This window comes from Streptomyces sp. NPDC001270 (genome assembly GCF_042896695.1).
In the GTDB taxonomy this organism is placed as follows: Bacteria; Actinomycetota; Actinomycetes; order Streptomycetales; family Streptomycetaceae; genus Streptomyces.
Map to the genome: position 1 here is coordinate 1 of NZ_JBIAXM010000024.1, position 25,173 is coordinate 25,173.

Consider the following 25,173-nt stretch of genomic DNA (forward strand, 5'->3'; position numbering starts at 1 on the left):
CACCGGCGGGAAGCCCCTCCAGCGTCGCGACGAGTGCGGGACCGTGGGACTCCCCCGCGGTAAGCCAACGCAGCCTGCTCAACGGTGCTCCTCTGCCGGTCCGACGGGGTTCAGCGGGCGCCGGTGGCCGGGAAACAGCCGCCGCAGCTCCTCGTGGAACCCCGGGAAGGTCTTCGCGACACAGGCCGGGTCGTCCAGCGAGACCGTCCCCGGCACCGCGAGCCCGAGGACCGAGAACGACATGGCGATCCGGTGGTCGCGCCGGCAGACGACATGGGCACGGCGCGGCACCCCGGGACGAACGGTGATCCAGTCCGGCCCCTCGGCGGTGTCGATGCCGCACGCGCGCAGGTTCTCCGCGACGGCGGCGACCCGGTCGGACTCCTTCAGCCGCGCGTGCGCGATACCGCGGACGGTGACCGGTGCGTCGGCCAGCGGCGCGATGGCGGCGAGGGTCATGAAGGTGTCGGAGATGTCACCCATGTCCAGGGTGAGGCCGCCGCGCAGCCGGCCCGTGCCGGTGACCGTGGTGGCGTCCTCGGCCACCTCCACCCGGGCGCCGAGCAGACGCAGCGCCTCCACGAACCGCAGATCGCCCTGGACGCTGCCGGCGCCGAGGCCGGGCACGGTCACCGTGCGGCCCGTGACGGCGGCCGCGGCGAAGAAGTACGAGGCGGTCGAGGCGTCCGGTTCGATCACGAGGTCCGCGGCCGTGTACCCGCCCGGATGCACCACCATCGTGCCGTCCGGGCCGTCGGTGACCCGGGCGCCGAACCGCGCCATGAGGGCGCGGGTCATGTCCGCGTAGGGACGGCTGACCAGCCGGCGCGGGCGCAGCACCAGCGGTGTCCGCAGGCCCGGGGCCGCCATCAGCAGGCCGCTGAGGTACTGGCTGCTCAGGGAGCTGTCCAGGGCGATCTCGCCGCCGTCGAGTCCGCGGGCGTCCACCTCCAGCGGCAGGGTGCCGTCCGCGGGGGTGCGCACGGTGGCGCCGAGGCGGGTGAGGGCGTCCAGCAGGGGGCGCAGCGGGCGGGCGCGGAGCTGGTCCGTGCCGTCGAAGACGTAGGTGCCCCGGCCCGTGGCCACGAAGGGTGGCAGGAAGCGGGCGGCCGTGCCCGCGTCGGCGCACCAGATCCGTGTGGGCGCGGCGGCCCGGCCGGGGGCACCGGCCAGGCCGTCGATCTCCCAGCACTCGTCGCGCGGAGTGCTGCGCACCGGGACGCCGAGGTCGGTCAGGGCGGTGCGGAACGCGAGGGTGTCGTCGCTGACCAGCGGGGCGTGCAGCCGTGTCGTGCCGGATGCCGCGGCGGCCAGCAGCAGGGCCCGGTTGGTGATGCTTTTCGAGCCGGGAATGCGGGCGGTCAGGACGGCGCTCCCCGGTGCGGGCGGTGCGGTGGCGGTGGCTGAAGCGAGCGGTGTGGTGACGGTGGCTGGTGCGGGCAGGTCGGTGCTCATCGGGGGTCCTTCGGCAGGCGGGGGTGCGGGAAGCGGTGGAGCGGCCGGGCGGGGCGCGCTCGGCCGCCCCCCGCCCGGCCGGGTCTCAGGTCGTCCGCGCGGACAGCACCTCGCTCGACAGCGCGGCGACGAGGCGTACGCCGTCCTCGGTGAGCAGTGATTCGGCGTGGAACTGCATCGAGGCGAAGTGCGGGCCCCGCAGTGCGTGCACCTCGCCGGTGCCGGGGTCGCGGCTCACCCGTACCGGGCCGACGCCGTCGCACCGTGCCTCGTCCTCGGCGCTGTGGGCCGCGAACGTGTTGTAGAAGCCGACGCGTTCCCGGCTCCCGAAGAAGTCGATCTCCCGCTGCACGCCCTGGTTGGGGACCTCCCGGCGGACCAGGGGGAAGCCCAGCCGGGTACTAAGCACCTGGTGGCTGAGGCAGACGGCGAGGAACGGGCGGCGTTCACGCAGCAGGGTGTCGACGGCGCCGCGCAGGTGCGCGATCTTCGGGTCGTCGGTCTGCCGGGGGTCGCCGGGACCGGGGCCCATGATGACGAGGTCGTGCCCGTCGAAGTCGTACGGCTCGTCGAAGCGGCGGACCGTCACCATGAGTCCCAGCGAGCGCAGTTGGTGGTCGAGCATCCAGGTGAAGGTGTCCTCGGCGTCCACCACCAGGGTGCTGCGGCCACTGAGGTCCGGTACGGCACACCGGCGGGCGGTGTCCTTGGCCAGCCAGAAACCGGCGAGCGTGGCGTTGCGCCGCTCCAGGACCGACCGGACCTCCGGGTGGGCCGCGAACCGGACCGGCACGGCCGGGTCCGGGGTCCGGGCGCGCGTGGCCCGCGGGTCCTGGCCGGGTTCGCCGCCCGCGGCCGGGGGGTCCGGGCGGGCGGGTCCCGCGTCCGCCCGGAGGGCGGCGAGCAGGCCGGCCGCCTTCGCCCGGGTCTCGGCGACCTCCGAGGCGGCGTCGGAGTGGCGTACGAGGGTGGCGCCGACGCCGATCCGCACCCGGCCCGCCGCGTCGATGTCGGCGGTGCGGATGACGATGGACGAGTCGAGCGCGGGTGCGCCGTTGGTGTCCCGGCCGATGAGGGCCAGCACGCCGCTGTAGTAGCCGCGGCCGTGCGGCTCGTACCGGCTGATAACCCGGCAGGCGCTCTCCAGTGGGCTGCCGGTGACGGTCGGGGCGAACATCCCCTCGCGCAGGATCAGGCGCGGGTCGAGTTCGCTGTGGCCCTCGATGAAGTACTCGGTGTGCGCGAGCCGTGCCATCTCCTTGAGCTGCGGGCCCGCCACGCGTCCGCCGGCCCGGCAGATCCTGGCCATCATCTTCAGCTCTTCGTCGACGACCATGTACAGCTCGTCGGCCTCCTTGCGGTCGGCGAGGAAGTCCAGGACGCCGGAGAGGGTCGGGCCGGTGGCCGGATAGCGGTAGGTGCCGCTGATGGGGTTCATGACGGCGGTGCCGCCGGTGAGGCTGATGTGCCGTTCGGGGGTGGCGCCCACGAAGGTGCGTTCCCCGGTGTGGACGACGAAGGTCCAGTAGGCGCCCGACTCCCCGAGCAGCAGCCGCCGGAAGAACGACAGCGCGCTGTGGTGGGTGTAGTCGGTGATGTCCGCGACGAAGGAGCGCTTGATGACGAAGTTGGCGCCCTCCCCCTCGCCGATCTCGTCGGCGATGACCTTGCGGACGATCCCGGCGTAGGCGTCGTCCGTGATGTCGAAGTGCTCGCCGGTCAGCGCGATCGGCGTGGCCGGCAGCCGGTGCAGCGCCTCGGCGACCGGCAGTCGCCCCTGGCCGGTCACGGTCATCGCGAGGAGCGGTGCGCGGTCGTCCACGCAGGCGAAGCCGCGTTCGGCGATCTGCCGGTACGGGATGAGCGCCAGGACCTCGTGGTGTGCGGTGCCGGGGAGGGGCAGGTGTGCCGGATCGGGGAGGTCGGCGAGGGTCGCGGGGGCCGAGATGTCGCCGACGAGCACGTCCAGCGTGGCCGGGCCGGTGGCCTCCGGCCGGTGCAGCAGAGCGTAGGCGGGGGGCCGGGGGGCCAGGATCCGGTCGAGCAGTCCGGCCGCCGGGACGGTGGGCCGGGCTGCCGTCCGGTCCGCCGTCATGCGGTCACCTCGGGGGCGTCGGCGAGGCGGACCGTGGTGGCCGCCTCCAGGGCGGCGACGACGGTGTCGGTGGTGGTGACCACGGCGCAGCGCTGGGCCGCGTACTCGACGGCGAGGCGGTGGCGGTCGGCGGAGAAGTCGCCGACGGCGTCGGCCACCAGGAACGGCTGGATGTCGTGGGTGAACGCGTCGACGGCGGTCATCAGTACGCCGACGTGCGCGTACACACCGCACAGGAGGAGCTGGTCGCGGCCGTGCCCGCGCAGCCAGCCCAGCAGTCCGGAGCGGAAGAAGGCGCTGTAGCGCCACTTGGTGAACACCGCGTCCCGCGGGGCGGGGGTGAGCGGTTCGACCACCTCGCGGTCGGCGGGGTCGACGCGCATGCCCGGCCCCCAGAAGTCCTTCAGCAGGCCGCGTTCCGATTCCGTCATGCCGCCGGGCTGGGCCGTGTAGCCGACCGGTATGCCCAGCTCGGCGGCCAGGCCGCGCAACCGGGTGGCGTTGAGCACGAGCGGGCCGCGGACGGCGTCCGGGAACGGTCGCAGGAAGTAGCGCTGCATGTCGTGGACGAGCAGGGCCGCCCGGTCGGGGTCCACGGTCCAGCGCGCGGTGTTGGGCGGCAGGTCCTGGGCCCGCGGCAGCGGGTAGGGCTCGATGGGGGGTATGCCCGCCATGTCATTCCTTTCCTGGGGTTCCTGGTCGGTGCCGGAGGTGTGCGCCGCGGTCAGGCGGCGACCGCGGGCGCCGCCTGACGGCTCACCCACCAGGCGCCGACCGCGGCCAGGGCCTGGGCGGGGTTGAGCCGCGGGTCGCAGAAACTGGTGTAGTCGGAGCCGACGGTGTCGAGGGCGGACTCGTCGGTGACGCACTCGCTGACGTCGTCGGGGGTGGTCTCCAGGTGCAGGCCGCCGGGTGTGCCGCCGGCGGTCACGACCGCGGTCTGGAACCGTTCGATCTCCTGCGTGACCGTGCGGACGAGGCGGGTCTTCAGCCCGCCGGGAGCGGTGACGGTGTTGCCGTGCATGGGGTCGCTCAGCCAGATCACCGGGTGCCCGGCGGCGCGTACGGCCTCGACGAGCCCCGGCAGCCGCGCGGCCACCGCGTCGGCGCCCATCCGGGCGATCAGGGTGAGCCGGCCGGGGGTGCGCGCGGGGTCCAGGCGCTCGCACAGGGCGAGGAGTTCGTCGGCCGTCATCGTGGGGCCGACCTTGCAGGCGACGGGGTTGGCCACCTGGGCGAGCAGGGTCACGTGGGCGCCGTCGACCTGCCGGGTCCGCTCGCCGATCCAGGGCCAGTGGGTGGAGGTGAGCAGCGGCCGGCCGGCCGTGTCCCGGCGGACCAGGGGGATTTCGTAGTCCAGCAGCAGGGCCTCGTGGCTGGTCCAGACGGGGGCGCCGATCGGGGCGGTGCCCCGCGGGCCGTGCCGGTCGAGGTGGCCCATGACGGCGGCCGCCGCCCGGTAGCCGGTGAGGATGCGGTCCGGGTCGGGGACGCGCAGGACCGGGTCGGGCAGCGGGCTGTTGACCATGTGGCCGCGGTAGGAGGGGAGTTCGAGGCCGCCGACGGTCTCGAAGGGCTGCGAACGGGGTTTGGCGTACTGGCCGGCGATCCGGCCGACGCGCACCACCGGTCTGCCGCTCTCCATCTCCAGTGCGCCGGCCAGCATGTTGAGCAGTCCCGCCTTGCGCGCGACGTGGTCGGCGGTGCTCTCCGCGGTGTCCTCGGCGCAGTCGCCCGCCTGCATCACCTGGGCCTCACCGGCCGCGACCCGGGCGAGCAGGCCGTGCAGGGTGTCGACGTCCTCGGCGGCCACCAGCGGGGGAAGTCCCGCCAGTTCCTCACGGACCTGTCTGAGGCGGGTGGTGTCCGCCCAGGGCGGCTGCTGGAGAGCCGTCTCGTAGCTGATGTCGAGCAGCACGTCGTCCACTGTTTCTCCGATCATGGATGGCCGTTTGGAAAAACCTTTCCGCCACTTTCCGTTCATACGGCATCAATGGCAGCTGGCAGGGAAATGAAAGAAGAACAAGCAATCGGCCACAGCGCCGGACTCGAACCCCCCGTCCAAGGCCGACGTGTCCCGTCGGCACCACCGAGCATGTACAGCGCGGAATGGGCTGCCAATGATTTCCGCTGTGATGTGTCAGGTGCCCGGAAGTCCGTCAAGTCCCGCGTTTCGCACGGGTGTCGGATGCCCTGTTCCCCCCAACCGTTGCGTTTGCCGTGGGTGGTGACGCGCTGAAATCAAAGAAGGCAGGCGGTACACGGACCGCCTGCCTTCATGATGTGTACGCGAATGAAAATCCGGAGAAAGGGCCGGAGACAGGGAAACGGGGAATGTCAGCGGGGCCGGCCGGAGAGCGCGACGACGGTGTGCGCGGCCGAGGCGAGGGTGACGTGCCGGTGCCATCCGCCGAAGGACCGTCCGGTGAAGTCACGGATGCCCACGCCGTCGGAGATCTCCGTGACGTCCCGGTCGACCTTCTCGGTGAGTTTGCTCAGGCGTACCAGCACACCTGGTTGCGCATGGGTCATGTTGGTCAGCCACAGCCGGGTCCGGCCGCGCCGGCGCTTGTCCTGCACGCCGAGCAGGGCCAGGTCGCCGCAGCCGGTCTGCCCCGGGGCCGAGACGGGCAGGGCGACCCGTACCGTGGCCGCCAGGTGGGTGTGGCGTGCGAGGTCGAGACGGGAGTCGGTCCAGCTGGCGGGGCGCCGCAGATCCCGGGCGAGGTCCATGATCTGAGCCGCCGGCAGCACTCTGCCGCCGCTCGCGGGCAGCAGCGGATCGGTCACGGTCAGGCACAGGTCGCGGGCGGCGCGCACCAGAAGGGGCACGCCGGAGGCGGCGAACTCCTGGAAGATCGTCGCCGTGTGGCCTTCGCAGGTGTCAACGACCAGGGGCCGCGTCGGCAGCCCCCAGCCCAGCACGGTCTCGGCACAGGCCCCGACCAGGCATTCGGTCAGGGTCTCGGGTCTCATGCCGTCGGGTATCGCGACCTGGGTGCGCCGGTGACTGTCCTTGAGCCAGGTCTTCGGCAGGTGCAGGCGCCAGTTGAGCGGTGCGGTCAGTTCGTCCGAGGCGGCCCATACGCCGATCGCCCGCTGGGCATTGAGCACTTGCCCGAGGTCCGGGAAGAAATGCCGGTCCACGCCCACGGAATGACGTCCGGACTTCGGGATGATCATGGGTTGGGCGACCCATGCCTGCGGCTGCGCCATGGCCAGTAAATGACCGGCCAGTGCCTGCCGCATGGGCACCCAGTCCCAGGTGGAGGAGGAAATGAAATGGTGCAGGTTCTGTTCCGAGACGTGGTCTTCGAACAGTGCCGCGATGGCGCGTATGGATTTCCGCCCCTCGGCCTCCAGAAGGCCACGTAAATAGTAGATGCCCTTCCGGTACTGGTCACTTCGGGGCAGTGAGGCGAAGAGCCGGGAGCAGAGTTCGGCGAAGGTCACGTCGTGTGCGTGTGCCGGAGGTACGGGGATCGTTCCATGCCCCGTGGTCGCGGGAAGCAGGTCTACGTAGGTCACGGGTCTCCTTGTTGCCGCCTGGCTGCGAAGGGTGGGCAGGCTTCGGCGTGCCGCCGGCGGCCGGGACCGGTTCGCCCCGGCCGCCTCGGACGGACGTGACTCGGAAGGACTCGGGAACCGGCTCCGCGGGCTGGCCCGGCGGGCGGCGTTCGCGGGCGGCACCCGATCCACGCGTGCGACGACATCGTCTCCGCGCCGACAGGTCCCCCCGTACCGGACACGCCTGCCGGCGGCCGCGACGCGGCCCCGGCGTCGCATGCGTGACCTGCGACACCATCCCCTCCTCCAGGAACTGCCGTGACGTCACCCCCATGACGGCCCTCCAGACTGTAACGACCACAGAAGGTGACGGCCACCATACGGAACGAGAGTGTCAAGTCGGGGTCAAGCGCACCCGTTTCCGGACTTGGATCAAGCCACCGACGCGGCGGGCGGCCTGACCCGACGGCAGCGGCCGGTCCGGCCGGGCCCGGCGAGCGCCGCGGGAACGCCAGGCCGCCGGACCGGCCGTGCGGGCTACTCGGCCGCCGCCTGCCGCGGCACCCAGCGCACCGCCAGACAGCCGAGCCCCAGCGACAGGACGCTCGCCACCGCGATCGCCACGTGCATGCCGGAGACGAAGGCGTCCTTGGCCTCCCGGGCCGCGGCCGCGGTGATGCCCGGCGCCTCCAGCGTCTCGCCCAGGGTGCCGGCGAGGTCCGGCCCGAGGAGCCGGAAACACACGGCCGCCAGGGAGCCGAGCAGCGAGATGCCGAGGGCATTGCCGAGTTCGTTGCTCATCTCGGCGATGGACGCCGCCGATCCGGCCCGCTCGGCGGGCACGGCCGCGACGGCGGTCTCCGCGACGAGGCTGAAGGACAGGCCGTAGCCGATGCCCGCGATCATCGTGGAGGCGATGAACGCCGCAACCCCGCCGCCGACCCCGGCGAACAGCATCAGCAACAGGCCGACGCCCATGGCGAAGTGCGAAGCGATGAGGGCCGCGCGCTTGCCGACGCGGTCGACGATCGCGCTGGTGCCGACGCAGGTCACGGTGAGGACGACTGCGCCGGGCACGGCCAGCAGGGCCGAGGCGAGCACGCTGTGGCCGAGAACCGACTGGAGGTAGACGCCGCTGAGGTAGCCGGCCGCGGCCCAGGCGACCAGCGAGAGCAGACCGGTGAGGATCGCGACGGTGAAGACCCGGTCGCGGAACAGCCTCAGGTCGAGCAGGGGGTACTCCAGGGTGAACTGCCTGCGCACGAACAGCACCACGATCACCAGGCCGACGGCGCCGATGAGCAGTTGGGACGTGGAGAAGCCCGACGCGGCGGCCGACTTGACGGAGTACACGGTCAGCAGGATGCCGACGGCGGACAGCAGCACGCTCAGCGCGTCCACCCGTCCCGGGCTCGCCTCGCGCACCTCCTTCAGCAGCACGGGCGCGAAGGCGAGGAACAGGACGACGACCGGGATGTTGATCAGGAAGACGGATCCCCAGGCGAAGCGGTTGAGCAGCAGACCACCGACGATGGGACCGACCGCGAACCCGGCGGCGAAGGTCGCCGCGAAGATGCCGATGGCCTGGGCCCGCTGCTTCGGGTTGCGGAAGATGTTGCTGATGATCGCCAGGCCCGAGGGCAGCAGCGTCGCGCCGCCGAGTCCCATGAGGGCCCGGCAGACGATGAGCACCTCGGGGTTCGGGGAGAACGCCGCGCCGACCGAGCCGGCTCCGAAGACGAGCGCCCCCACGAGCAGGAACTTGAGCCGGCCGTAGCGGTCACCGAGGTTGCCGAACGCGATGAGCAGCGACGAGACCACGAAGCCGTAGATGTCGAGGATCCACAGGGCCTGGTCGGTGGTGGGGGTGATCGCGGAGGTGATGCTCGGCATCGCGAGGTAGAGCACGGAGCCGTCCATCGCGACGAGGGCGACCGGACCGAGCACGATCAGGAGGCCCAGCCAGGCACGCCGGTCGGCACGCTCCGCGACTAAATCCAGGGAAGTCACGGGCAACCTTTCAAGGGAAGGTGCGAAGTTGTTCACGCAAAGTCGGACACGTTCGTCGGCACACCATGCATACGGTGTACGCGAATATCACGCGTATGGCGTACGCGAAACGCCTGGCGTACGCCGTACGCGTGATTGTGCGTACGGCGTACCCATGTCGCTGGTTAGACTACAGCATGGCCATCAAGACGCAAGGCGGGCAGGCGAGTTCACTCGGGCTCACCCGACGCGCCATCATCAGCGCCGCGATCCGCATCGCCGACGCGGAGGGCATCGCCGCACTCTCCATGCGGCGCCTAGCCCACGACCTCGACTCCGGGGTCATGTCCCTGTACCGGCACATCGCGAACAAGGACGAGCTGCTCACGGCGATCACCCGCTCGGTCTGTGAGGAGCACCCCTATCCGTCCCCACCACCACCGCACTGGCGCGACGCCGTACGGCTCGCGGTCGAACTCGACCGGGAGGTCTACCGCAAGCATCCCTGGACCCTCGTCACCCAGGCGTCCGCCCGCCACTTCTCCGACACCACGTGCCTCGACTGGATGACGGACGCGCTCGCCGACCTGACCGACGACCCCGAGCTGGCCCGCACGCTCACCCTCACCGTCTGGTCGTATGTGCAGGGCGCCTCCATCCAGCGCGTGGCGCAGCAGCTCCTGCCCGGCGACGACGAACCCGGCCAGTCACCGATCAGACCCACCGAGGACGACTTCGCGGTGGGCCTGGAGGTACTGCTCGACGGCTTCGCACAGCAGGCCGCGAACGCCTAGCCCCGGCCCCGGCGAGGTCCGGGGCCAGAGCGTTCGACGGAGTCCGGAGCCTAGGGTTTCGGCGGGCCGCCGCGGAGAGTGTCCGCCCGGAAATCCCGTCGTTGTCCCGGTATGGCACTTCCTCAGGAATTCCTGGTCCGGCACAACGGCGAGACACCCACCGCACAAACCCTGGTTCCGCTCGCCTTCATGGGGTACGCCCACTTCACGGCGATGCAGGTGCGCGGGGGCCGGGTCCGCGGCCTCGACCTGCACCTGGCGCGGCTGCGGCACGGCTCGCTGGAGCTTTTCGGCCGCGCCACGCCCGACGACCGGGTACGGTCCCAACTGCGGGACGCGCTGCGGGACGCACCCGCCGACCTCTCCCTGACGGTCACGCTCCACAACCCGGCCGGCGAGTTCACCCCCACCGACCCCGGCACCTTCCCTGACGTGCTGATCCGCACCGCGCCACCCGCGCACGGCCCCAAGGGGCCGCTGGCGCTCTCGGCAGTGCGCCACGAACGGTTCCTGCCGTCGGTGAAACACGTCGGCGAACCGGCCAAGACGTTCTTCCTGCGCCAGGCAGTGGCCCAGGGCTTCGACGACGCCGCCTTCCTCGACCACCGGGGCCGGCTCAGCGAGGCGTCCATCTGGAACCTCGCGTTCTGGGACGGTTCCGGTGTGGTCTGGCCCTCCGCCGAGATGCTGCACGGAGTCACCATGGGCATCGTCCGCAGGCAGCTGGACCGCCTGGACGTCCCGCAGCGCGAGGCGGACATCACCCTCGCCGACCTGCCCTCACTGGCCGGCTGCGCCGTACTGAACTCCTGGACCCCGGGCGTCGCGGTGCACCGGATCGGCCAGGTACCGCTACCGGAGGCCCCCGCCTTCCTTGACCTCCTGCACCGCGCCTACGAGGCCGAACCCCTCGGCACCGTGTGAGCACCGCGCAGGACGATCACCGCGAACCGCCGTACGGACACCGGGCATGAGCACCGCCGTATGAACGGCACATCACCCGAGCACCGCCGGGTGAGCGACGCCGTACGAACACCGTACGGAACGGCCTCGGGCCCCGCGCCGGAATACCCGCGCGGGGCCCTTCTTCTCTTCCGGTATTCCGTGGCCGGGAATAGCACGCCGCCGCACCCGACCTGACGGATCCGTGGTGTTTTTGTCCGCGCGTCCGATCCGGTCTGCTTAGCATCTGGGCGGGGATCCCTGACCGGCGCTTTTTCTCGCGGATCCCCGAGGACGAACCGCTCTGCCGATGCGCATCTTTCCTTTCCCCCCACGACACTGATCCGCCAACTATGCGACGCGGAGACAACATTGCGACTTGCGCAAGTAATGGAAGACGTCTTTGAGCGCCATGCGGACCGGCCCGCCGTCGCTGAACGCGCGAAGGAGTTCGTGCGGGACGCCCGGACCGGACGGGTGTCGGTCCGGCTGCTGCCACGCTACGAAACGACCAGCTACCGCGAACTGTGGGACCGCATCCGCGCGGTGGCGAGCGAATGGCACCGCCATCCCGAGCGGCCGCTGAGCGCGGGCGACCGGGTGGCCCTGCTCGGCTTCACCAGCCGGGACTACGCGACCCTGGACCTGGCCTGCGTCCATCTCGGCGCGGTCAGCGTGCCGTTGCAGACCAGCGCCCCGGTCGAGCAGTTGGCGTCCATCGTGGCGGAGACCGAGCCGTTCCTTCTCGCCGCGAGCGTCGAGCGGCTGGACGCGGCGGCCGAACTGGCCCGGCGCACGACGTCGGTGCAGCGCCTGGTCGTCTTCGACCACCACCCGGGCGCCGAGGACCAGGCGGACCGGATCTCCGCCGCCGCCGCACTCCTCGCCGAGGCGGGCCGGGACGTGGACGTGGTCGCCCTGTCGGACGTCCTCGCCCTCGGCGCAAAGCTGCCGCACGCGCCGCTGTACGCGCCCGGCGACGACGAGGACCCCCTCGCGATGCTCATCTACACCTCGGGGAGCACCGGCACCCCGAAGGGCGCCATGTACACCGAGCGGCTGGCCAGGGCGATGTGGGGCGGTGCCTGGTCGAAACTGTTCGCCGGCACCGAGGTCGTCACCGTCAACTACATGCCGATGAGCCATGTCGCCGGCCACTCCTCACTGAAGAACGCGCTGGTGCGCGGCGGTGTCACCTGCTTCACCGCCACCAGCGACCTGTCGACGTTCTTCGAGGACATCGCCCTCATACGCCCCACCGAACTGTCCCTCGTGCCCCGCGTGTGCGAGATGCTCCACCAGCGCTACCGGAGCGAGCTGAACCGGCGCACGGACGCGGGCGCCGACCCCAGGACGGCCGCGGCCGAGGCGCGCGCCCACCTGCGCGACGACGTCCTCGGCGGACGCGTCACCTGGGCCAGCAACAGCTCCGCGCCGCTGTCCGCCGAACTGACCGAGTTCATCGAGGCCCTGCTCGGCATACCGCTGCACATCGTCTACGGGTCCACGGAGGCGGCGGGCATCTCCGTCGACGGCGAACTGCTGCGCCCGCCGGTGACCGACTACAAGCTGGCCGACGTGCCCGAACTGGGCTACTTCCGCACCGACACCCCGCACCCGCGCGGTGAGCTGCTGCTCAGGACCGACGCGGTCATCCCCGGCTACTACCGGCAGCCCGAACTCACGGCGGACCTGTTCGACGCGGACGGCTACTACCGGACCGGGGACATCGTGGCGGAGACGGCGCCGGACCGGATCGCCGTCGTGGACCGCCGCAAGAGCGTCCTCAAGCTGTCCCAGGGCGAGTTCGTGGCGACCTCCCGGCTGGAGGCGTTCTTCGCGGCCGCGCCACTGGTGCGGCAGATCTTCGTCCACGGCAACAGCGAGCGCTCGTACCTGCTCGCCGTCGTCGTGCCCACCCCGGACGCCCTGGCCCGGTACGGGGAGGAGAGCGGCCGTCTCGAACAACTGCTCAGCGAATCGTTTCAGCAGATCGCGAAGGACCGGGGCCTCAACTCGTACGAGATTCCGCGTGGCCTGCTCCTGGAGACCGAACCGTTCAGCCAGGCCAACGGGCTGCTCTCGGACCACCGCAAACTGCTGTGGCCCAAGCTCGTGGAGCGGTACGGCGAACGGCTGGAGCAGCTGTACGCCGACCTCGCCGAGCGGGAGAGCCAGGAACTGCACGACCTGCGCCGTACGGGCGCCGGCCGGCCGGTCCTTGAGACGGTCCAGCGGGCGGCACGGGCGCTGCTCGCCGGTGCCACCGCCGAGGTGAGCCCCGCCGCGCACTTCCGGGACCTCGGCGGCGACTCCCTCTCGGCGGTGTCGCTGTCCGACCTGCTGCACGACACCTTCGGCATCCGGGTGCCCGTCGACGTCATCATCAGCCCGGCGCACGACCTGCGGCAGCTCGCCGCGTACGTCGAGGCCAAGCGGGCGACCGCCACGACCCGGCCCGCGTTCACGTCGGTGCACGGCGCGGACGTCACCGAGGTGTACGCCAAGGACCTCACCCTGGACCGGTTCCTCGACACCCGCACCCTGGACGGCGCCCGGTCGCTGCCGCGCACCGAGGGCGAACCGCGCCATGTCCTGCTGACGGGTGCGAGCGGATACCTGGGCCGGTTCCTCGCCCTGGAGTGGCTGGAGCGGCTCGCCCCCGCGGGCGGCACGCTGACCGTCGTGGTCCGCGGCAAGGACGCGACGGCCGCCCGGCAGCGTCTGACCGACGCCTTCGGCACCGCCGACGCCCGGTTGACCGGACACTTCGCGGAGTTGGCCACCGGGCACCTGGAGGTCCTGGCGGGCGACATCGCCGAGCCCGGACTCGGTCTGGACGAGGCGACCTGGGACCGGCTGGCCGAGCAGGTGGACCTGATCGTCCACGCGGGTGCGCTGGTGAACCACGTCCTGCCCTACAACCACCTCTTCGACGCGAACGTGGTCGGCACCGCCGAACTGATCCGGCTGTCCCTGACCGGCCGGCTCAAGCCGTTCACGTACATCTCCAGCGTGGCCGTGTCCGCGTCCCGGGCGGACGGGCCGCTCGACGAGGACTCCGACGTCCGCGCCGCGCTGCCCGCCCAGCCGGTCGACGACGGGTACGCCAGCGGGTACGCGACGAGCAAGTGGGCCGGTGAGGTGCTGCTGCGCGAGGCGCACGACCTGTGCGGACTGCCGGTGACGGTGTTCCGCTCCAACATGATCCTGGCGCACAGCCGGTACGCCGGGCAGCTCAACGTGCCGGACATGTTCACCCGGCTGCTGTTCAGCGTCCTCGCCACGGGCCTGGCCCCGCGGTCCTTCTACCGGGCCGCGGACGGCGGACGGCCGCGGGCCCACTACGACGGACTGCCCGTCGACTTCACCGCCGCCGCGGTCGTCGCGCTGGGTCCGGCCGCCGCCGGGTACCGCACCTTCAGCCTCGTGAACCCGCACGACGACGGCGTCTCGCTGGACACGTTCGTGGACTGGCTGGCCGAGGACGGCCACCGCGTCGAACGCATCGAGGACCACCGTGACTGGCTGATCCGCCTGGAGGCCGCCCTCCGGGCCCTGCCGGAGGCACAGCGGCAGCACTCGGTGCTGCCGCTGCTGCACGGCTTCCAGGAGCCGGAGCCGCCGGTGGCCGGCTCGGTCGTGCCGTCGGCCCGCTTCCGGGCGGCTGTCCAGGAGACCGGTATCGGCGCCCTGCGCGACATCCCGCACCTGTCCGCGTCCCTCGTCCGCAAGTACGCCGCGGACCTGCGACGCCTGCTGACCGCCTGACCGGGCGCCCCCCCCTCCGGGCCCTCGCCGTCCGCGTACGCCGCGGCCCGGCGAGGGCCGCCGGCCCGGCTCAGGCGGCGCCGCCCTTGGTGTTCCGTTCGTCGTCGACGATCTCCGCGTCGACCACGTCCTCCTCGTCCGCCGGCGCGGAGTGCTCGGTGGTCCGGGCCGAGGTCTGCTGCCTGCCCTGCCCGGCCTGCTCGTACATCGCCTGGCCCATCCGCTGGCTGACGGAGGCCAGCTTCTCCACCCCGGTGCGCAGGGCGGCGGTGTCGGCGCCGGCCGCGTCGGTCGCGTTCCGGTCCAGCAGCGTCTTCAGTTCCGCCGTAGCCGACTCGACCTCGGCCTTGGTGCCGGCCGGAATCCGGTCCTCGTTCTCCCGGAGGAACTTCTCCGTCTGGTAGACGAGTTGCTCGCCCTGGTTGCGGGTCTCGGCGGCCTCACGGCGCCTGCGGTCCTCCTCCGCGTACTGCTCGGCCTCCCGCATCATGCGGTCGATGTCGTCCTTGGGGAGGGCGGAGCCGCCGGTCACCGTCATCTTCTGCTCGCGACCGGTGGCCAGGTCCTTCGCCGAGACATGCATGATCCCGTTGGCGTCGATGTCGAACGCCACCTCGATCTGCGGCACACCGCGCGGGGCGGGCGGCAGTCCGGTGAGGTCGAAGACGCCCAGCTTCTTGTTGTACGCGGCGATCTCGCGTTCGCCCTGGTAGACCTGGATGCCCACGGAGGGCTGGTTGTCGGCGGCCGTGGTGAAGATCTCCGAACGGCGGGTCGGGATGGTCGTGTTGCGCTCGATGAGCTTCGTCATGATGCCGCCCTTGGTCTCGATGCCCAGGGACAGCGGGGTGACGTCGAGGAGCAGCACGTCCTTGACGTCGCCGCGGATCACCCCGGCCTGGAGGGTGGCGCCGACCGCCACCACCTCGTCGGGGTTGACGCCCTTGTGCGGTTCCTTCCCGGTGAGTTCCTTGACCAGGTCGGTGACGGCGGGCATCCGGGTGGAGCCGCCGACCAGGATCACGTGGTCGACGGCGGAGAGTTTCACTCCGGCGTCCTTGACCGCCTGGTGGAAGGGGGTCTTGCAGCGGTCGAGCAGATCGGCGGTGAGTTCCTGGAACTGGGCGCGGGTCAGCTTCTCGTCCAGGTGCAGCGGGCCCGCGGCGGACGCCGTGATGTAGGGGAGGTTGATGCCGGTCTCGGACGAGGACGACAGCTCGATCTTGGCCTTCTCGGCGGCCTCGCGCAGCCGCTGCCGGGCCATCTTGTCGGCCCCGAGGTCGATGCCGTTCTCCCCCTTGAACTTCGTGACCAGGTGTTCCACGACCCGCTGGTCCCAGTCGTCACCGCCGAGGTGGGTGTCGCCGTTGGTGGCCTTCACCTCGATGACACCGTCGCCGATCTCCAGCAGGGAGACGTCGAAGGTGCCGCCGCCGAGGTCGAAGACGAGGACGGTCTGCTCCTCGCCGCGGTCGAGCCCGTAGGCGAGGGCGGCGGCCGTCGGCTCGTTGATGATCCGCAGCACCTTCAGACCGGCGATCTCGCCGGCCTCCTTGGTCGCCTGCCGCTGCGCGTCGTCGAAGTACGCCGGTACGGTGATCACCGCGTCGGTGACGTCCTCGCCGAGGTAGGACTCGGCGTCCCGCTTCAGCTTCTGGAGCACCCGCGCCGACAGTTCCTGGGCCCGGTAGCGGGTGCCGTCGATGGTGCCGCTCTCCGGGAAGCGCCAGTCCGCGTCGCCCATGTGCCGCTTGACGGAGCGCGCGGTGCGCTCCACGTTCGTCACGGCCTGCCGTTTGGCGACCTCACCGACCAGCACTTCGCCGTTCTTCGCGAAGGCCACGACCGACGGGGTGGTCCTCGCCCCCTCGGCGTTGGCGACGACGGTGGGCTCACCGCCTTCCAGGACGGCCACCACCGAGTTCGTCGTACCGAGATCGATCCCGACCGCGCGTGCCATCTCCGTCCCCTTCCGCCCGGGCGTGCCCCCATCCAGCACAAAACTTGAGTGCGCCGTTGTCAATGCCGAGTACCCCGAAAGGGCGGTGCCGCACCCCCCTGGGGGCGCGGCACCGTGGAACGGACCGGTGTCAGGCGAGCTTCGCCGACAGCGTGATGGTCGTGCCGGCCAGGGCCTGGCTGACCGGGCAGTTCTTCTTGGCGTCCTCGGCGGCGGCGACGAAGGCGTCGTTGTCCAGACCCGGGACGGTGCCCTCGACGCTCAGCTGGATGCCGGTGATGCCCTGACCCGGCTGGAAGGTCACGTCGGCCGAGGTGACGAGCTTGGTGGGCGGGGTGCCCGCCTTGGTCAGGCCGTTCGACAGGGCCATGGAGAAGCAGCTGGAGTGGGCGGCGGCGATCAGCTCCTCCGGGCTGGTCTTGCCGTTCGCCTGCTCGGCACGCGACGGCCACGACACCGGCTGCTCGCCGATGCCGGAGGAGTCGAAGGTGACGACTCCGTTGCCCTCAAGCAGGTTGCCTTCCCAGACCGTGTGTGCGGTGCGCGTGGTAGCCACGGTTGTTCCTTTCGCGTGTGGTCCCGGTGCGGGGCGCCCCCTTCCCGGCACGGGCCGGGGAGAGTACCGGCCCCATCCGATCACATCCGCGCTCACCGCACCTTGAAGACCGGGCCTTGCCCGCCACCACGACGGTCGGCGGGTACCCGGCTCGTACGGCGCCGAGCGGCACCCGGTCCCTCGACCGGGGTGCCGAGAGCCACACCGCAGGTGCAGCCGGCGCTCTCCTCTTCCCCGGCGCACCAGCGGTGTTCAGGCCGCCTGGCTGTCCGCGTCCGAGTCCGGGACCGTCTCCGTACCCGCGTCCCGCTCCGTACCCGTGGCCCGCTCCGTGCTCGCGGCCGTGCCGGTGTCCATGGGCAGGGGCACCTGGGGTCCGTTGGACTCACTCAGCCAGCGGCGCAGGACACGGTGGACCTGTTCGGCACCGACCAGGGGCCGGCCGTCGGCGGCCGGCGCGGACAGTTCGACGGGTGACAGCAGGAACGGCCGGGCCTGGGCGCCGCCCAGCCCGCCGTGCGAGCCGATCTGCTCCTCGAAGGCGAGGACTTCGCCGTCGTCCGGCTCGTACGCGGAGTTGACCATGATGTCGGCGGCGTGCGGGAAGGAATGGGTACGGCGCACGGCGTCGGCGGCACCGGGCCCGAACCGGTCGAGCGGGCCGGGCTCGTCGGCGAGCCGGTCGAGCGGGATCTCGGCGCCGTACGCGCCCAGGACCACCCCGCCGTGCTCCGCGCTGCGCACCAGCAGGAAGCCGATGCCGGGGTGGTTGGCGAGCGTGCCGAGCAGGGCGGGGTGGCGGGCGTCGATCTCCTCCTTGGTCATGCGGTGCGGCACGTCCGGGAAGGAGACCAGGCCGAGGTTGCCGGAGGCGAGGACGATCGGCTCGGAGCGGCGGCGCACGGGACGGCGCTGTTCACTGCCCTCCTCGACCGGCCTGCGCAGGGCTGCGCGTACGGCGGCGCGTGCCTCCGTACCGCTGCGGGTCCCTTCGGCGCGGCGCGGCACGGGCAGCCCGCTGCCGGCCCGGACCAGGTCGCCGAGGGTGAGGCCGTAGCGGGCGTGGAAGGTCTCGCCGGGGCTCTGCCCGTGGTCGGAGAGGACGACGATCCGGTAGGGCCGCGGGGTGTGCTCGGCGACCTTCTCGATCAGCGCGAGCGAGCGGTCCAGCCGCCGCAGCACCAGCGCGGCGTCCTGGCTGTGCGGACCGGAGTGGTGGGCCACCTCGTCGTAGGCGACCAGGTCGGCGTAGACGGCGGTGCGGCCGACGAGCATGTCGCCGACCACCGCGGCGACCACCACGTCCCGTTCGACCACGGTGGCGAAGGCGCGTACCAGCGGGTAGAGGCCGCCGCGCCCCACCCGCGGCCGCTGCTTCCCAATCCGGGCCCGGGTGGACTGGAAGATCTCACGGCCGACCTCGGCGAAGAAGGACAGGGCGGTGCGGACGGCGTTGGCGGGGTCGGAGAAGTAGGCGAAGTAGCCGGACCGGGAGCGGTTCTCGCGGCCGCGGCGGCGGGCGGCGATGGACAGCACGAGGGCCTGCTCGTCGGCCCCGCCGCTGAACAGATTGCCGCGGCTCGCGCCGTCCGCGCCGAGCAGTCCGCCGTCGCCGGTGCGGACGACGGCGCGGCGCTGGAGTTCGGCGGCGCTGGCCGGGCGGTTGCAGACCATCACCTCGCGGTGCTCCTTCTCGTACCAGCGGAAGGCGGGTACGTCGAAGGTGCTGCCGTGCAGGATGCCGAGCTGGCTGGCGCCCGTCTGGCTGGACCAGTCGGTGCGCCAGGGGGTCAGCCGGTGGCTGGGGCGCCGTCCGTCGCCCGTGCCGAGCCAGCGGGCCGCGGTCGGCATGAGCCCCTGGGCGACGGCTCCGGTGAGCACCTCGTGGCCGACGCCGTCGAGTTGGATGAAGACGGTGCCGGGGGTCACCGGGCACGGCGGGCGGAAGCGGCCACGCCGGTCGGCGAGCCGGTGCAGCCGGCGCCGGTACGCCTCGTCGTCCCGGACGACCAGGGCGGCGCTGGTGGCGGAGGCGACGGCGGACATCACGGCGGCCACGATGACGGCGGTCTCGGGGGCCACGGCGCCCCGGCCGGTGGGGTTGATGCGCAGCGCGAGCAGCAGCAGCGAGCCGTTGAGGAAGAAGACGAGCAGCCCGAGGACGAGCGCGGGCACGAGCAGCAGCAGCCGCACGAGGACGGGCCAGACCACGGCCGACAGCACACCGAAGGCGCCCGCGCCGAGCGCGGCGGTGACGGCGATGCGGGTGGCGCTGTCGCCGTCGGCGGACTGGAGCTGGAAGTCGGGCAGGATCGCGGCGAGCACCAGCATGGTGAGCGTGGAGACCGCCCACACCGTGACGCTCCGCCCGACCTGGCTGAGTATTCGCCGCCACCGCCCGCCACGCACGCCCCGCACCCCTCACGTTCCGGCCCGTCGCCGCCGCGGACCTGTCCGCCCACCTTGTCATACGGCCGGACGGGCGGCGTCGGGCCGGTGCCGCCCGGTGCTCCGGCTTGCCGCCCCCGTGCCCCGGCTGCCGCCCCGGTGCTCCGCTACCTGCCGTCGTACCCGGCGGTGGGCATGGAGAGCCGGCGGTGCACCCGGGCCTTCATCTGGGCGTCGTAGCACGGCTCGGCCCGGCCGACGGTCTCGACGCGCACCCCGCGCCGCGCGCACTCCGCGGTGAACTGCTCCACCGAGGACAAGGCGCTCTCCAGGACCCGGCGGCTCGGTGCCACGAAGACGTCCACGCCGGGCCGCACCCCGTCCCACAGCACTCCGTGGTCGGTCCTGAGCCCCCGCACCAGCAGCTCGCGGGCGACGACGTAGCCACGCTCGGCGGCCCAGTGCGCGCACATCGCGTGCTGACTGCGGGAATCCACCAGGAAGGGATCCTCCTCCAGTTCCTCGAGCGGCGTCAGACTCGCGATCGCCGTGACCCGAACCGGTCCCATGGAGCCCCCCTCACCTCCGGGTTTCGCCGCCGACCCTACTCCTGCCCGTAGGCTTCGGGGGAGTCGCGCGAAGGAGGCGAAGAAGGTGCCGGTGGAGGTCACCTGGTGGGGTCACGCGACCTGCACGATCGAGGATTCGAACATACGTGTGCTGACCGATCCTCTGTTCGTACGACGGCTCGCGCATCTGCGCCGCCGCCGGGGCGCGCTGCCGCCGCCGGACGCCCACCGCGCGGACCTGGTGCTCGTCTCCCACCTGCACGCCGACCACCTGCACCTGCCCTCGCTGGCCCGGCTCGCCCGGGGCACGCGCCTGCTCGTGCCCCGGGGCGCACCACGGGCGGTGCCCGGACTGCGCCGGCTCGACGGGCTGCGGGTCACCGAGGTGTCCCCCGGTGACCGGATCGAGGTCGGTGACCTGGTCGTCCGCGTGGTGCACGCGCTGCACGACGGGCGTCGGCTGCCGGTCGGCCCGCACCGCTCCCCCGCGCTGGGGTACGTCGTCGACGGCCAGGCACGCACCTATTTCGCCGGCGACACCGGGCTGTTCGACTCGATGGCCGCGGAGGTCGGGCCGGTGGACCTGGCCCTGCTGCCGGTGGGCGGCTGGGGCCCGCACCTCGGTGAGGGGCATCTGGACGCGGGACGGGCCGCGCGGGCGCTGGCCGGGCTCGCGCCGCACAGCGCGGTACCGGTGCACTACGGCACGTACTGGCCCATCGGGATGGACGCCGTGCGCCCCCATGAGTTCCATGCGCCGGGCGATGAGTTCGTGCGCCTCGCTGCGGAGGCCGCGCCCCAGGTGGCGGTGCACAAGCTCGGGCACGGAGAGGGCGTACGGCTGGAGGTCGCGAGGTGAGCTGGCTCGCGGCCGCAACGACCACCACGCCGCCCGAGGCCACCCAGCAGGCGATCGGGTATCCGACGCTGTTCCTGCTGGTGCTGATCGGGGCGCTGGTGCCGGTGGTGCCGACCGGGGCGCTGGTGAGTTCGGCGGCGGTGGTCGCCTTCCACCAGACGGCCCCGTTCGCACTGGCGCTGGTGTTCGCGACGGCCTCGCTGGCCGCGTTCCTCGGGGACGTGGCGCTGTACTGGCTGGGTCGGCGCGGGATGGGGTCGAGGAACGGCTCGCGCTGGCTGGAGGCGATCCGGGCACGGGCCCCCGAGGACCGGCTGACCCAGGCGCAGCAGAAGCTGGCCGACCACGGGGTGGCGGTGCTCGTGCTGTCCCGGCTGGTCCCGGCCGGCCGCATACCGGTGATGCTGGCCTGCCTGATGGCCGAGTGGCCGCTGCGCCGCTTCGCCCGCGGCAACCTGCCGGCCTGTCTGGCCTGGGCGGTGACGTACCAGTTGGTCGGCATCCTGGGCGGTTCGCTGTTCGACGAGCCGTGGCAGGGGGTGGTCGCGGCGGTCGTGCTGACTGTGGTGATCAGCGGGGCGCCGGGCGTGTGGCGCCGGATGCGCGGGACGGCCCGGCCCCGGACGGACACCCACGGACCCGTGTGAACCCGGTGTCAGCCGAGCACCCGTGAGCCGCCCACCGGCAGGTCCCACAGGTCCGCGCGGTCCAGGCCCGCTCTCCGCCACTCGGCCCGTACCCGGATGAGCGGTTCGAGGACGGGCTCGGCGGAGAGGACGAAGGTGCCCCAGTGCATGGGCGCCATCCGGCGGGCGCCCAGGTCCCGGACCGCGCGCACCGCCTCCTCCGGGTCGCAGTGCACGTCGCTGAGCCACCAGCGCGGGTCGTAGGCGCCGATGGGGAGCAGCGCGAGGTCGATGCCCGGGTAGCGGCGGCCGATCCGGGGGAACCAGTGGCCGTAACCGGTGTCACCCGCGAAGTAGACCCGCTGTCCCTCCGGGTCGGTGAACACCCAGCCGCCCCACAGGCTGCGGCAGGTGTCGGTGAGTCTGCGCTTGGACCAGTGGTGGGCGGGCACGAAGTCGAAGCGGACACCGGACAGTTCGGCCGCCTCCCACCAGTCCAGCTCGGTCACGGTGGTGAACCGGCGCCGCCGGAACCAGCGGCCGAGGCCCGCGGGTACGAACACCGGCGTGTCGCGCGGGAGCCGGCGCAGCGTCGGGGCGTCCAGGTGGTCGTAGTGGTTGTGGCTGATCACGACGGCGTCCACCCGCGGCAGTGCGCTCCAGGCGACGCCCACCGGGGTGATGCGGGCCGGGGTGCCGAGGATGCGGCGGGACCAGACCGGGTCGGTGAGGACCGTCAGGCCGCCGATCCGCACGACCCAACTGGCGTGGCCCGCCCAGCTGACGGCGACGGTGCGGGCGTCGACCCGGGGCAGCGGGGCGGGTTCGTAGGGCAGCCGCGGGATGTCGGCCAGGCCCTCGGGCGAGGGCCGTACGGAACCCTCGCGGGCGAAGCGGGCGAGGGACTTGAGACCGGGCAGGGGCGAGGTGAGCCGGTCGTGGAAGGCCCGTGGCCAGAAACGGTGTTCGCCCAGCGTGCGGGGTTCGGCGAGCGGCGGGAACGGGGGTGCGACGGCAGCCGGGACGCCGGTCGCGCCGGCTCTTCCGGTCGGCGTGGTGGTCGTGGTGGCCGTGGTGGTCGACCCGGACTGCGGCGTCTGCTGCGTCATCGAGGAGGCTCCCATCGCTGAGCGTCGTCGCGGAGATCGTCGAAGACCGACCTCAAGGAGATCAACGCGCGTTGCACGTGTGGCAGTTCCAACGGTGAGGGTGACGTGAGGCATTCCGTGCGTTCCTCGTCCGTGCCGTCCAGCAGCGGCCCGGTGGCCAGCCGCACCCGCAGCGCCCCGAGGTCGTCGCCGAAGCGGTGGCCGCCGGGCGCGGGCATGCCGAGCCGGGCGGTGAGGAGGTCCTCCAACTCCTGGGCGTCGCCGACCCCTTGCGCGACCAGCGCGGCGCGCAGCGGACCGAGATCGGCGTACAGGTGGCGTCCGGCCTGCGGCGGGCGGGCCAGGGCGCCCGCCGCGACCACGACGGCGTGCGCAGCGGCGGCCACGCGCGCGTGCAGGCGTACGGTGGCGGCGCGGCGTACGGCGAAGGGCTCGGGTTCGCCGAGCGCGTACGCGGCGGCGGCTGCGACCGGGCCCGCGACGGCGGCGCCCAGCGCGGTGAGCACGTCGAGCACGCGCGCGTGGAGCCCCTGCCCGGCCGGGCCCTGCGGGAAGCGGGCGACGGCGGCGGGCCAGCCGGGCGGCAGCACGGCGCCCGCCAGGTCGGTGACGACGGTGACCCGGTCCGGCACCATCTCGGCCGGGCTGAGCAGTACGGTCTCGCGTGGGGCGTGCACGGTGTCACGCCAGGTCTCGTCGCTGATCAGGTGCAGTCCCTCGCCCTCGGCCGCCTCGACGGCCTCGTGCACCAGTTCGGGTGGGGCGACGGTACCGGTCGGGTCGTCGGCCACGGAGAGCACGAGCAGCCGTGGATCCCCTCCCTCCGCCCGTACCCGGCGCACCGTCTCCAGCAGGGCGGCCGAGTCCGGGACGCCGCCGCACTCGGCCGGGGTCGCCACGTGGAACACGGGCCGTCCCAGCAGGCGTGCGTACGGCACCCACCAGGCGGCGCAGGGCCGCGGCACCAGCACGTCACCGCCGAGCGCGGCGGTCAGCGCGTGGACCAGGGAGGGCGCGCCGGGTCCGGCGGCCACCCGGTCGGGACCGCTCGGCAGGCCGCGCCGTGCCCAGTAGCCGGCGGCCGCGTCGAGGAGCATGGGTGCGCCGCCCACCGGTTCTCCCCCGGCGTGCCGGGCGTGCGCGGCGAGCACCTCGGCCAGCTCCGGCAGGACGGGCAGCCCGTCGTCCGGCAGGGACGGACCGTACCGGACGGGACCGTGGCCCTCGGGGTCCGTCCGCCGCATCTCCGCCTCCGCGCAGTCCGTGGTGCCGTGTCCTGTCCCCGTACGGTCCGGTCCGTGCCTCGCGCGCCTCGTGCACATGCCCCGTCGTCGTCCGTGTCCGTGTCCGGTCACGTGTACCGTCGTCCCGCGTCCGTGTCCGGGGTCCGGTCCCGTACGGTGTCAGCCGTCCGTGTCCGGCTGCCGGCGCCACAGCCGGTGCACGGCGGCACCGAACGCGCCCGCGATCAGTACGCCACCGGCGACCAGCGCCGGGACCGACTCGTTGAAGGCGCCGCCCGCCCCGGCGTTCGCGCCGCGCCGGCCGTCGGCCGGTTCGCAGGAGGCGCCTGCCCGCGGTTCGTCGCAGGTACGCCCGTCGCCGCACTGCTCCGCGGGTCCGCACGCGTGCGTGCCGCCCTCCTGGGCGGCCTGTGTGCCGTCCTGTGTGCCGTCCTCGTACCGGCCGGTGCCGGGCGCGTGCGTGGTGCCCTGCTGCGGGTCCGGGTCGTGCCTGCCCGTGTCCGGGGCGCCCGTGCCGTACGGGTCCGTGTACGGGGCGCCGGAGTCGCGCGCGCCCGACCGCGCCGGATCGGGGATCCCCGATCCGGCGAGCCCTGTCCCGGGAAGGCCCGGATCAGGGATCCCGGTCCCGGCGAGCCCTGTCCCGGGAAGACCGGGATCGGGGATCCCGGTCCCAGTCCCGCCGGTAATCCCGTCCCCGCCAGTAATCCCGTCCCCGCCGGTAATCCCGTCCGCGCCGGTGCCCTCCCTGCCCGTGATCCCGTCCCTGCCGGTGGCCGTCCCGGTGTCGTCGAGCCGGCCCGCGCCTTCCCGGGGCACACCGGAGGCCGCCGTACCCGGGGTCCGCCCCGGCGTGCCGGTCCCACGGGCGCAGTCGCCGTCGGCCGCCGCACGGTCCTCGCCGAGCAGCCCGCCCGCCGTGACCCGCGTACCGGTCAGGATGTCGGGGGTGGCGACGGCGTCCGGAGCGGCGCCGCCGGTGGCGGCGGGGCACGGCAGGGACGCGGCGGCCGTGCCGTCGGGCCGGACGCGACCGGCCGCGGGAGCCGCGGACCCGGCCGAGGCGGTGCCCACGACGACGCCGGTCAGGGCGGCCACGGCGAGGGCACGGGCGGTGCGGCGCATGAGCGGACTCCTTGGCAGCGGCGGCCGCGGGAGCACGGTGGCCGTGTCCCGGCGGGGGCACGGCGGTCATGCCCTCCGCTGCCATCACAGCCCGCCGGGCCGCACCCCGCGCGCGGCCGGACCCCATTAGCGGGACGCGAACCGCCGGGCGGGTGACCTCGGCCGACCGGCCCTTTCGGCGCCG

General features: G+C 72.8%; 19 protein-coding genes. 5 read left to right on the plus strand and 14 right to left on the minus strand.

Annotation, left to right across the window (positions count from 1 at the left end; genetic code table 11):
* From ACFY2B_RS32175 to ACFY2B_RS32205, 7 genes are all read right to left on the minus strand, one after another.
* A partial coding sequence (locus tag ACFY2B_RS32175; RefSeq protein ID WP_225098434.1) for a chorismate synthase occupies positions 1-82 on the minus strand: 82 nt, incomplete at its 3' end.
* A complete protein-coding gene (gene aroA, locus ACFY2B_RS32180) occupies positions 79-1,365 on the minus strand; it encodes a 3-phosphoshikimate 1-carboxyvinyltransferase (RefSeq protein WP_390766688.1) in 1,287 nt (428 codons plus the stop codon). The genes ACFY2B_RS32175 and aroA, both read right to left, overlap by 4 nt.
* Before the next feature lie 175 nt (positions 1,366-1,540).
* Positions 1,541-3,550 carry an anthranilate synthase family protein gene (locus ACFY2B_RS32185; RefSeq protein WP_390766593.1) on the minus strand — a complete coding sequence of 670 codons (2,010 nt, stop codon included), beginning with the start codon at positions 3,548-3,550 and terminating at the stop codon, positions 1,541-1,543.
* A complete protein-coding gene (locus tag ACFY2B_RS32190) occupies positions 3,547-4,224 on the minus strand; it encodes an isochorismatase family protein (RefSeq protein WP_390766594.1) in 678 nt (225 codons plus the stop codon). The genes ACFY2B_RS32185 and ACFY2B_RS32190 overlap by 4 nt, the downstream gene beginning before the upstream one ends.
* Before the next feature lie 50 nt (positions 4,225-4,274).
* Positions 4,275-5,477 carry a 3-deoxy-7-phosphoheptulonate synthase gene (locus ACFY2B_RS32195; protein ID WP_390766689.1) on the minus strand — a complete coding sequence of 401 codons (1,203 nt, stop codon included), beginning with the start codon at positions 5,475-5,477 and terminating at the stop codon, positions 4,275-4,277.
* Between the two features lie 410 nt (positions 5,478-5,887).
* Entirely contained in the window at positions 5,888-7,078 is a 1,191-nt protein-coding gene (locus ACFY2B_RS32200; RefSeq protein ID WP_390766595.1) for an IS701 family transposase, read from the minus strand.
* A 516-nt stretch (positions 7,079-7,594) separates the two neighbouring features.
* Complete coding sequence (locus ACFY2B_RS32205) at positions 7,595-8,977, minus strand: MFS transporter (protein ID WP_390766690.1); 1,383 nt, start codon at positions 8,975-8,977, stop codon at positions 7,595-7,597.
* A gap of 266 nt (positions 8,978-9,243) precedes the next feature.
* On the opposite strand from ACFY2B_RS32205, the gene ACFY2B_RS32210 reads away from it, so the two are divergent.
* The 3 genes from ACFY2B_RS32210 to car all read left to right on the plus strand — a co-directional run bounded on the left by ACFY2B_RS32210 (position 9,244) and on the right by car (position 14,553).
* Complete coding sequence (locus tag ACFY2B_RS32210) at positions 9,244-9,840, plus strand: TetR/AcrR family transcriptional regulator (protein WP_390766596.1); 597 nt, start codon at positions 9,244-9,246, stop codon at positions 9,838-9,840.
* Positions 9,841-9,951: 111 nt separating this feature from the next.
* Positions 9,952-10,764, plus strand: coding sequence for an aminotransferase class IV family protein (locus ACFY2B_RS32215; RefSeq protein ID WP_390766597.1), 813 nt, complete (start codon positions 9,952-9,954; stop codon positions 10,762-10,764).
* A gap of 360 nt (positions 10,765-11,124) precedes the next feature.
* Positions 11,125-14,553 (plus strand): carboxylic acid reductase, encoded by a 3,429-nt coding sequence (gene car / locus ACFY2B_RS32220; protein WP_390766691.1) that lies wholly within the window; start codon positions 11,125-11,127, stop codon positions 14,551-14,553.
* 70 nt (positions 14,554-14,623) lie between these two features.
* Here car and dnaK read toward each other — a convergent pair whose 3' ends face one another.
* The 4 genes from dnaK to ACFY2B_RS32240 all read right to left on the minus strand — a co-directional run bounded on the left by dnaK (position 14,624) and on the right by ACFY2B_RS32240 (position 20,026).
* A complete protein-coding gene (gene dnaK / locus ACFY2B_RS32225) occupies positions 14,624-16,513 on the minus strand; it encodes a molecular chaperone DnaK (protein WP_390766598.1) in 1,890 nt (629 codons plus the stop codon).
* Positions 16,514-16,643: 130 nt separating this feature from the next.
* Positions 16,644-17,069 (minus strand): OsmC family protein, encoded by a 426-nt coding sequence (locus tag ACFY2B_RS32230; RefSeq protein ID WP_390766599.1) that lies wholly within the window; start codon positions 17,067-17,069, stop codon positions 16,644-16,646.
* A 252-nt stretch (positions 17,070-17,321) separates the two neighbouring features.
* Positions 17,322-19,478 carry a phage holin family protein gene (locus ACFY2B_RS32235; RefSeq protein WP_390766600.1) on the minus strand — a complete coding sequence of 719 codons (2,157 nt, stop codon included), beginning with the start codon at positions 19,476-19,478 and terminating at the stop codon, positions 17,322-17,324.
* Between the two features lie 146 nt (positions 19,479-19,624).
* The gene (locus ACFY2B_RS32240; RefSeq protein ID WP_390766601.1) at positions 19,625-20,026 is read right to left on the minus strand and encodes a hypothetical protein; all 402 of its coding nucleotides are present in this window, start codon (positions 20,024-20,026) and stop codon (positions 19,625-19,627) included.
* Positions 20,027-20,111: 85 nt separating this feature from the next.
* Between ACFY2B_RS32240 and ACFY2B_RS32245 the strand changes: the two genes are divergently transcribed.
* Together ACFY2B_RS32245 and ACFY2B_RS32250 are read left to right on the plus strand one after the other, a co-directional pair.
* Complete coding sequence (locus tag ACFY2B_RS32245; protein WP_390766602.1) at positions 20,112-20,885, plus strand: MBL fold metallo-hydrolase; 774 nt, start codon at positions 20,112-20,114, stop codon at positions 20,883-20,885.
* Complete coding sequence (locus ACFY2B_RS32250) at positions 20,882-21,532, plus strand: DedA family protein (RefSeq protein ID WP_390766603.1); 651 nt, start codon at positions 20,882-20,884, stop codon at positions 21,530-21,532. The genes ACFY2B_RS32245 and ACFY2B_RS32250 overlap by 4 nt, the downstream gene beginning before the upstream one ends.
* 8 nt (positions 21,533-21,540) lie before the next feature.
* Here ACFY2B_RS32250 and ACFY2B_RS32255 read toward each other — a convergent pair whose 3' ends face one another.
* The 3 genes from ACFY2B_RS32255 to ACFY2B_RS32265 all read right to left on the minus strand — a co-directional run bounded on the left by ACFY2B_RS32255 (position 21,541) and on the right by ACFY2B_RS32265 (position 24,989).
* A complete protein-coding gene (locus tag ACFY2B_RS32255) occupies positions 21,541-22,620 on the minus strand; it encodes an MBL fold metallo-hydrolase (protein WP_390766604.1) in 1,080 nt (359 codons plus the stop codon).
* Positions 22,617-23,864, minus strand: a complete 1,248-nt coding sequence (locus ACFY2B_RS32260) for an aminotransferase class I/II-fold pyridoxal phosphate-dependent enzyme (RefSeq protein WP_390766605.1) — start codon at positions 23,862-23,864, stop codon at positions 22,617-22,619. The genes ACFY2B_RS32255 and ACFY2B_RS32260 overlap by 4 nt, the downstream gene beginning before the upstream one ends.
* 159 nt (positions 23,865-24,023) lie before the next feature.
* Positions 24,024-24,989 (minus strand): hypothetical protein, encoded by a 966-nt coding sequence (locus ACFY2B_RS32265; protein ID WP_390766606.1) that lies wholly within the window; start codon positions 24,987-24,989, stop codon positions 24,024-24,026.
* Positions 24,990-25,173 lie beyond the last annotated feature (184 nt).

Bases quoted from the DNA above. Each gene is read 5' to 3' on its own strand.
- ACFY2B_RS32185 (WP_390766593.1), bottom strand. From the start codon at position 3,550: ATGACGGCGGACCGGACGGCAGCCCGGCCCACCGTCCCGGCGGCCGGA.
- ACFY2B_RS32190 (WP_390766594.1), bottom strand. From the start codon at position 4,224: ATGGCGGGCATACCCCCCATCGAGCCCTACCCGCTGCCGCGGGCCCAG.
- ACFY2B_RS32205 (WP_390766690.1), bottom strand. From the start codon at position 8,977: ATGGACGGCTCCGTGCTCTACCTCGCGATGCCGAGCATCACCTCCGCG.
- ACFY2B_RS32210 (WP_390766596.1), top strand. From the start codon at position 9,244: ATGGCCATCAAGACGCAAGGCGGGCAGGCGAGTTCACTCGGGCTCACC.
- ACFY2B_RS32215 (WP_390766597.1), top strand. From the start codon at position 9,952: ATGGCACTTCCTCAGGAATTCCTGGTCCGGCACAACGGCGAGACACCC.
- dnaK (WP_390766598.1), bottom strand. From the start codon at position 16,513: ATGGCACGCGCGGTCGGGATCGATCTCGGTACGACGAACTCGGTGGTG.
- ACFY2B_RS32240 (WP_390766601.1), bottom strand. From the start codon at position 20,026: ATGGGACCGGTTCGGGTCACGGCGATCGCGAGTCTGACGCCGCTCGAG.
- ACFY2B_RS32255 (WP_390766604.1), bottom strand. From the start codon at position 22,620: ATGACGCAGCAGACGCCGCAGTCCGGGTCGACCACCACGGCCACCACG.
- ACFY2B_RS32260 (WP_390766605.1), bottom strand. From the start codon at position 23,864: ATGCGGCGGACGGACCCCGAGGGCCACGGTCCCGTCCGGTACGGTCCG.
- ACFY2B_RS32265 (WP_390766606.1), bottom strand. From the start codon at position 24,989: ATGCGCCGCACCGCCCGTGCCCTCGCCGTGGCCGCCCTGACCGGCGTC.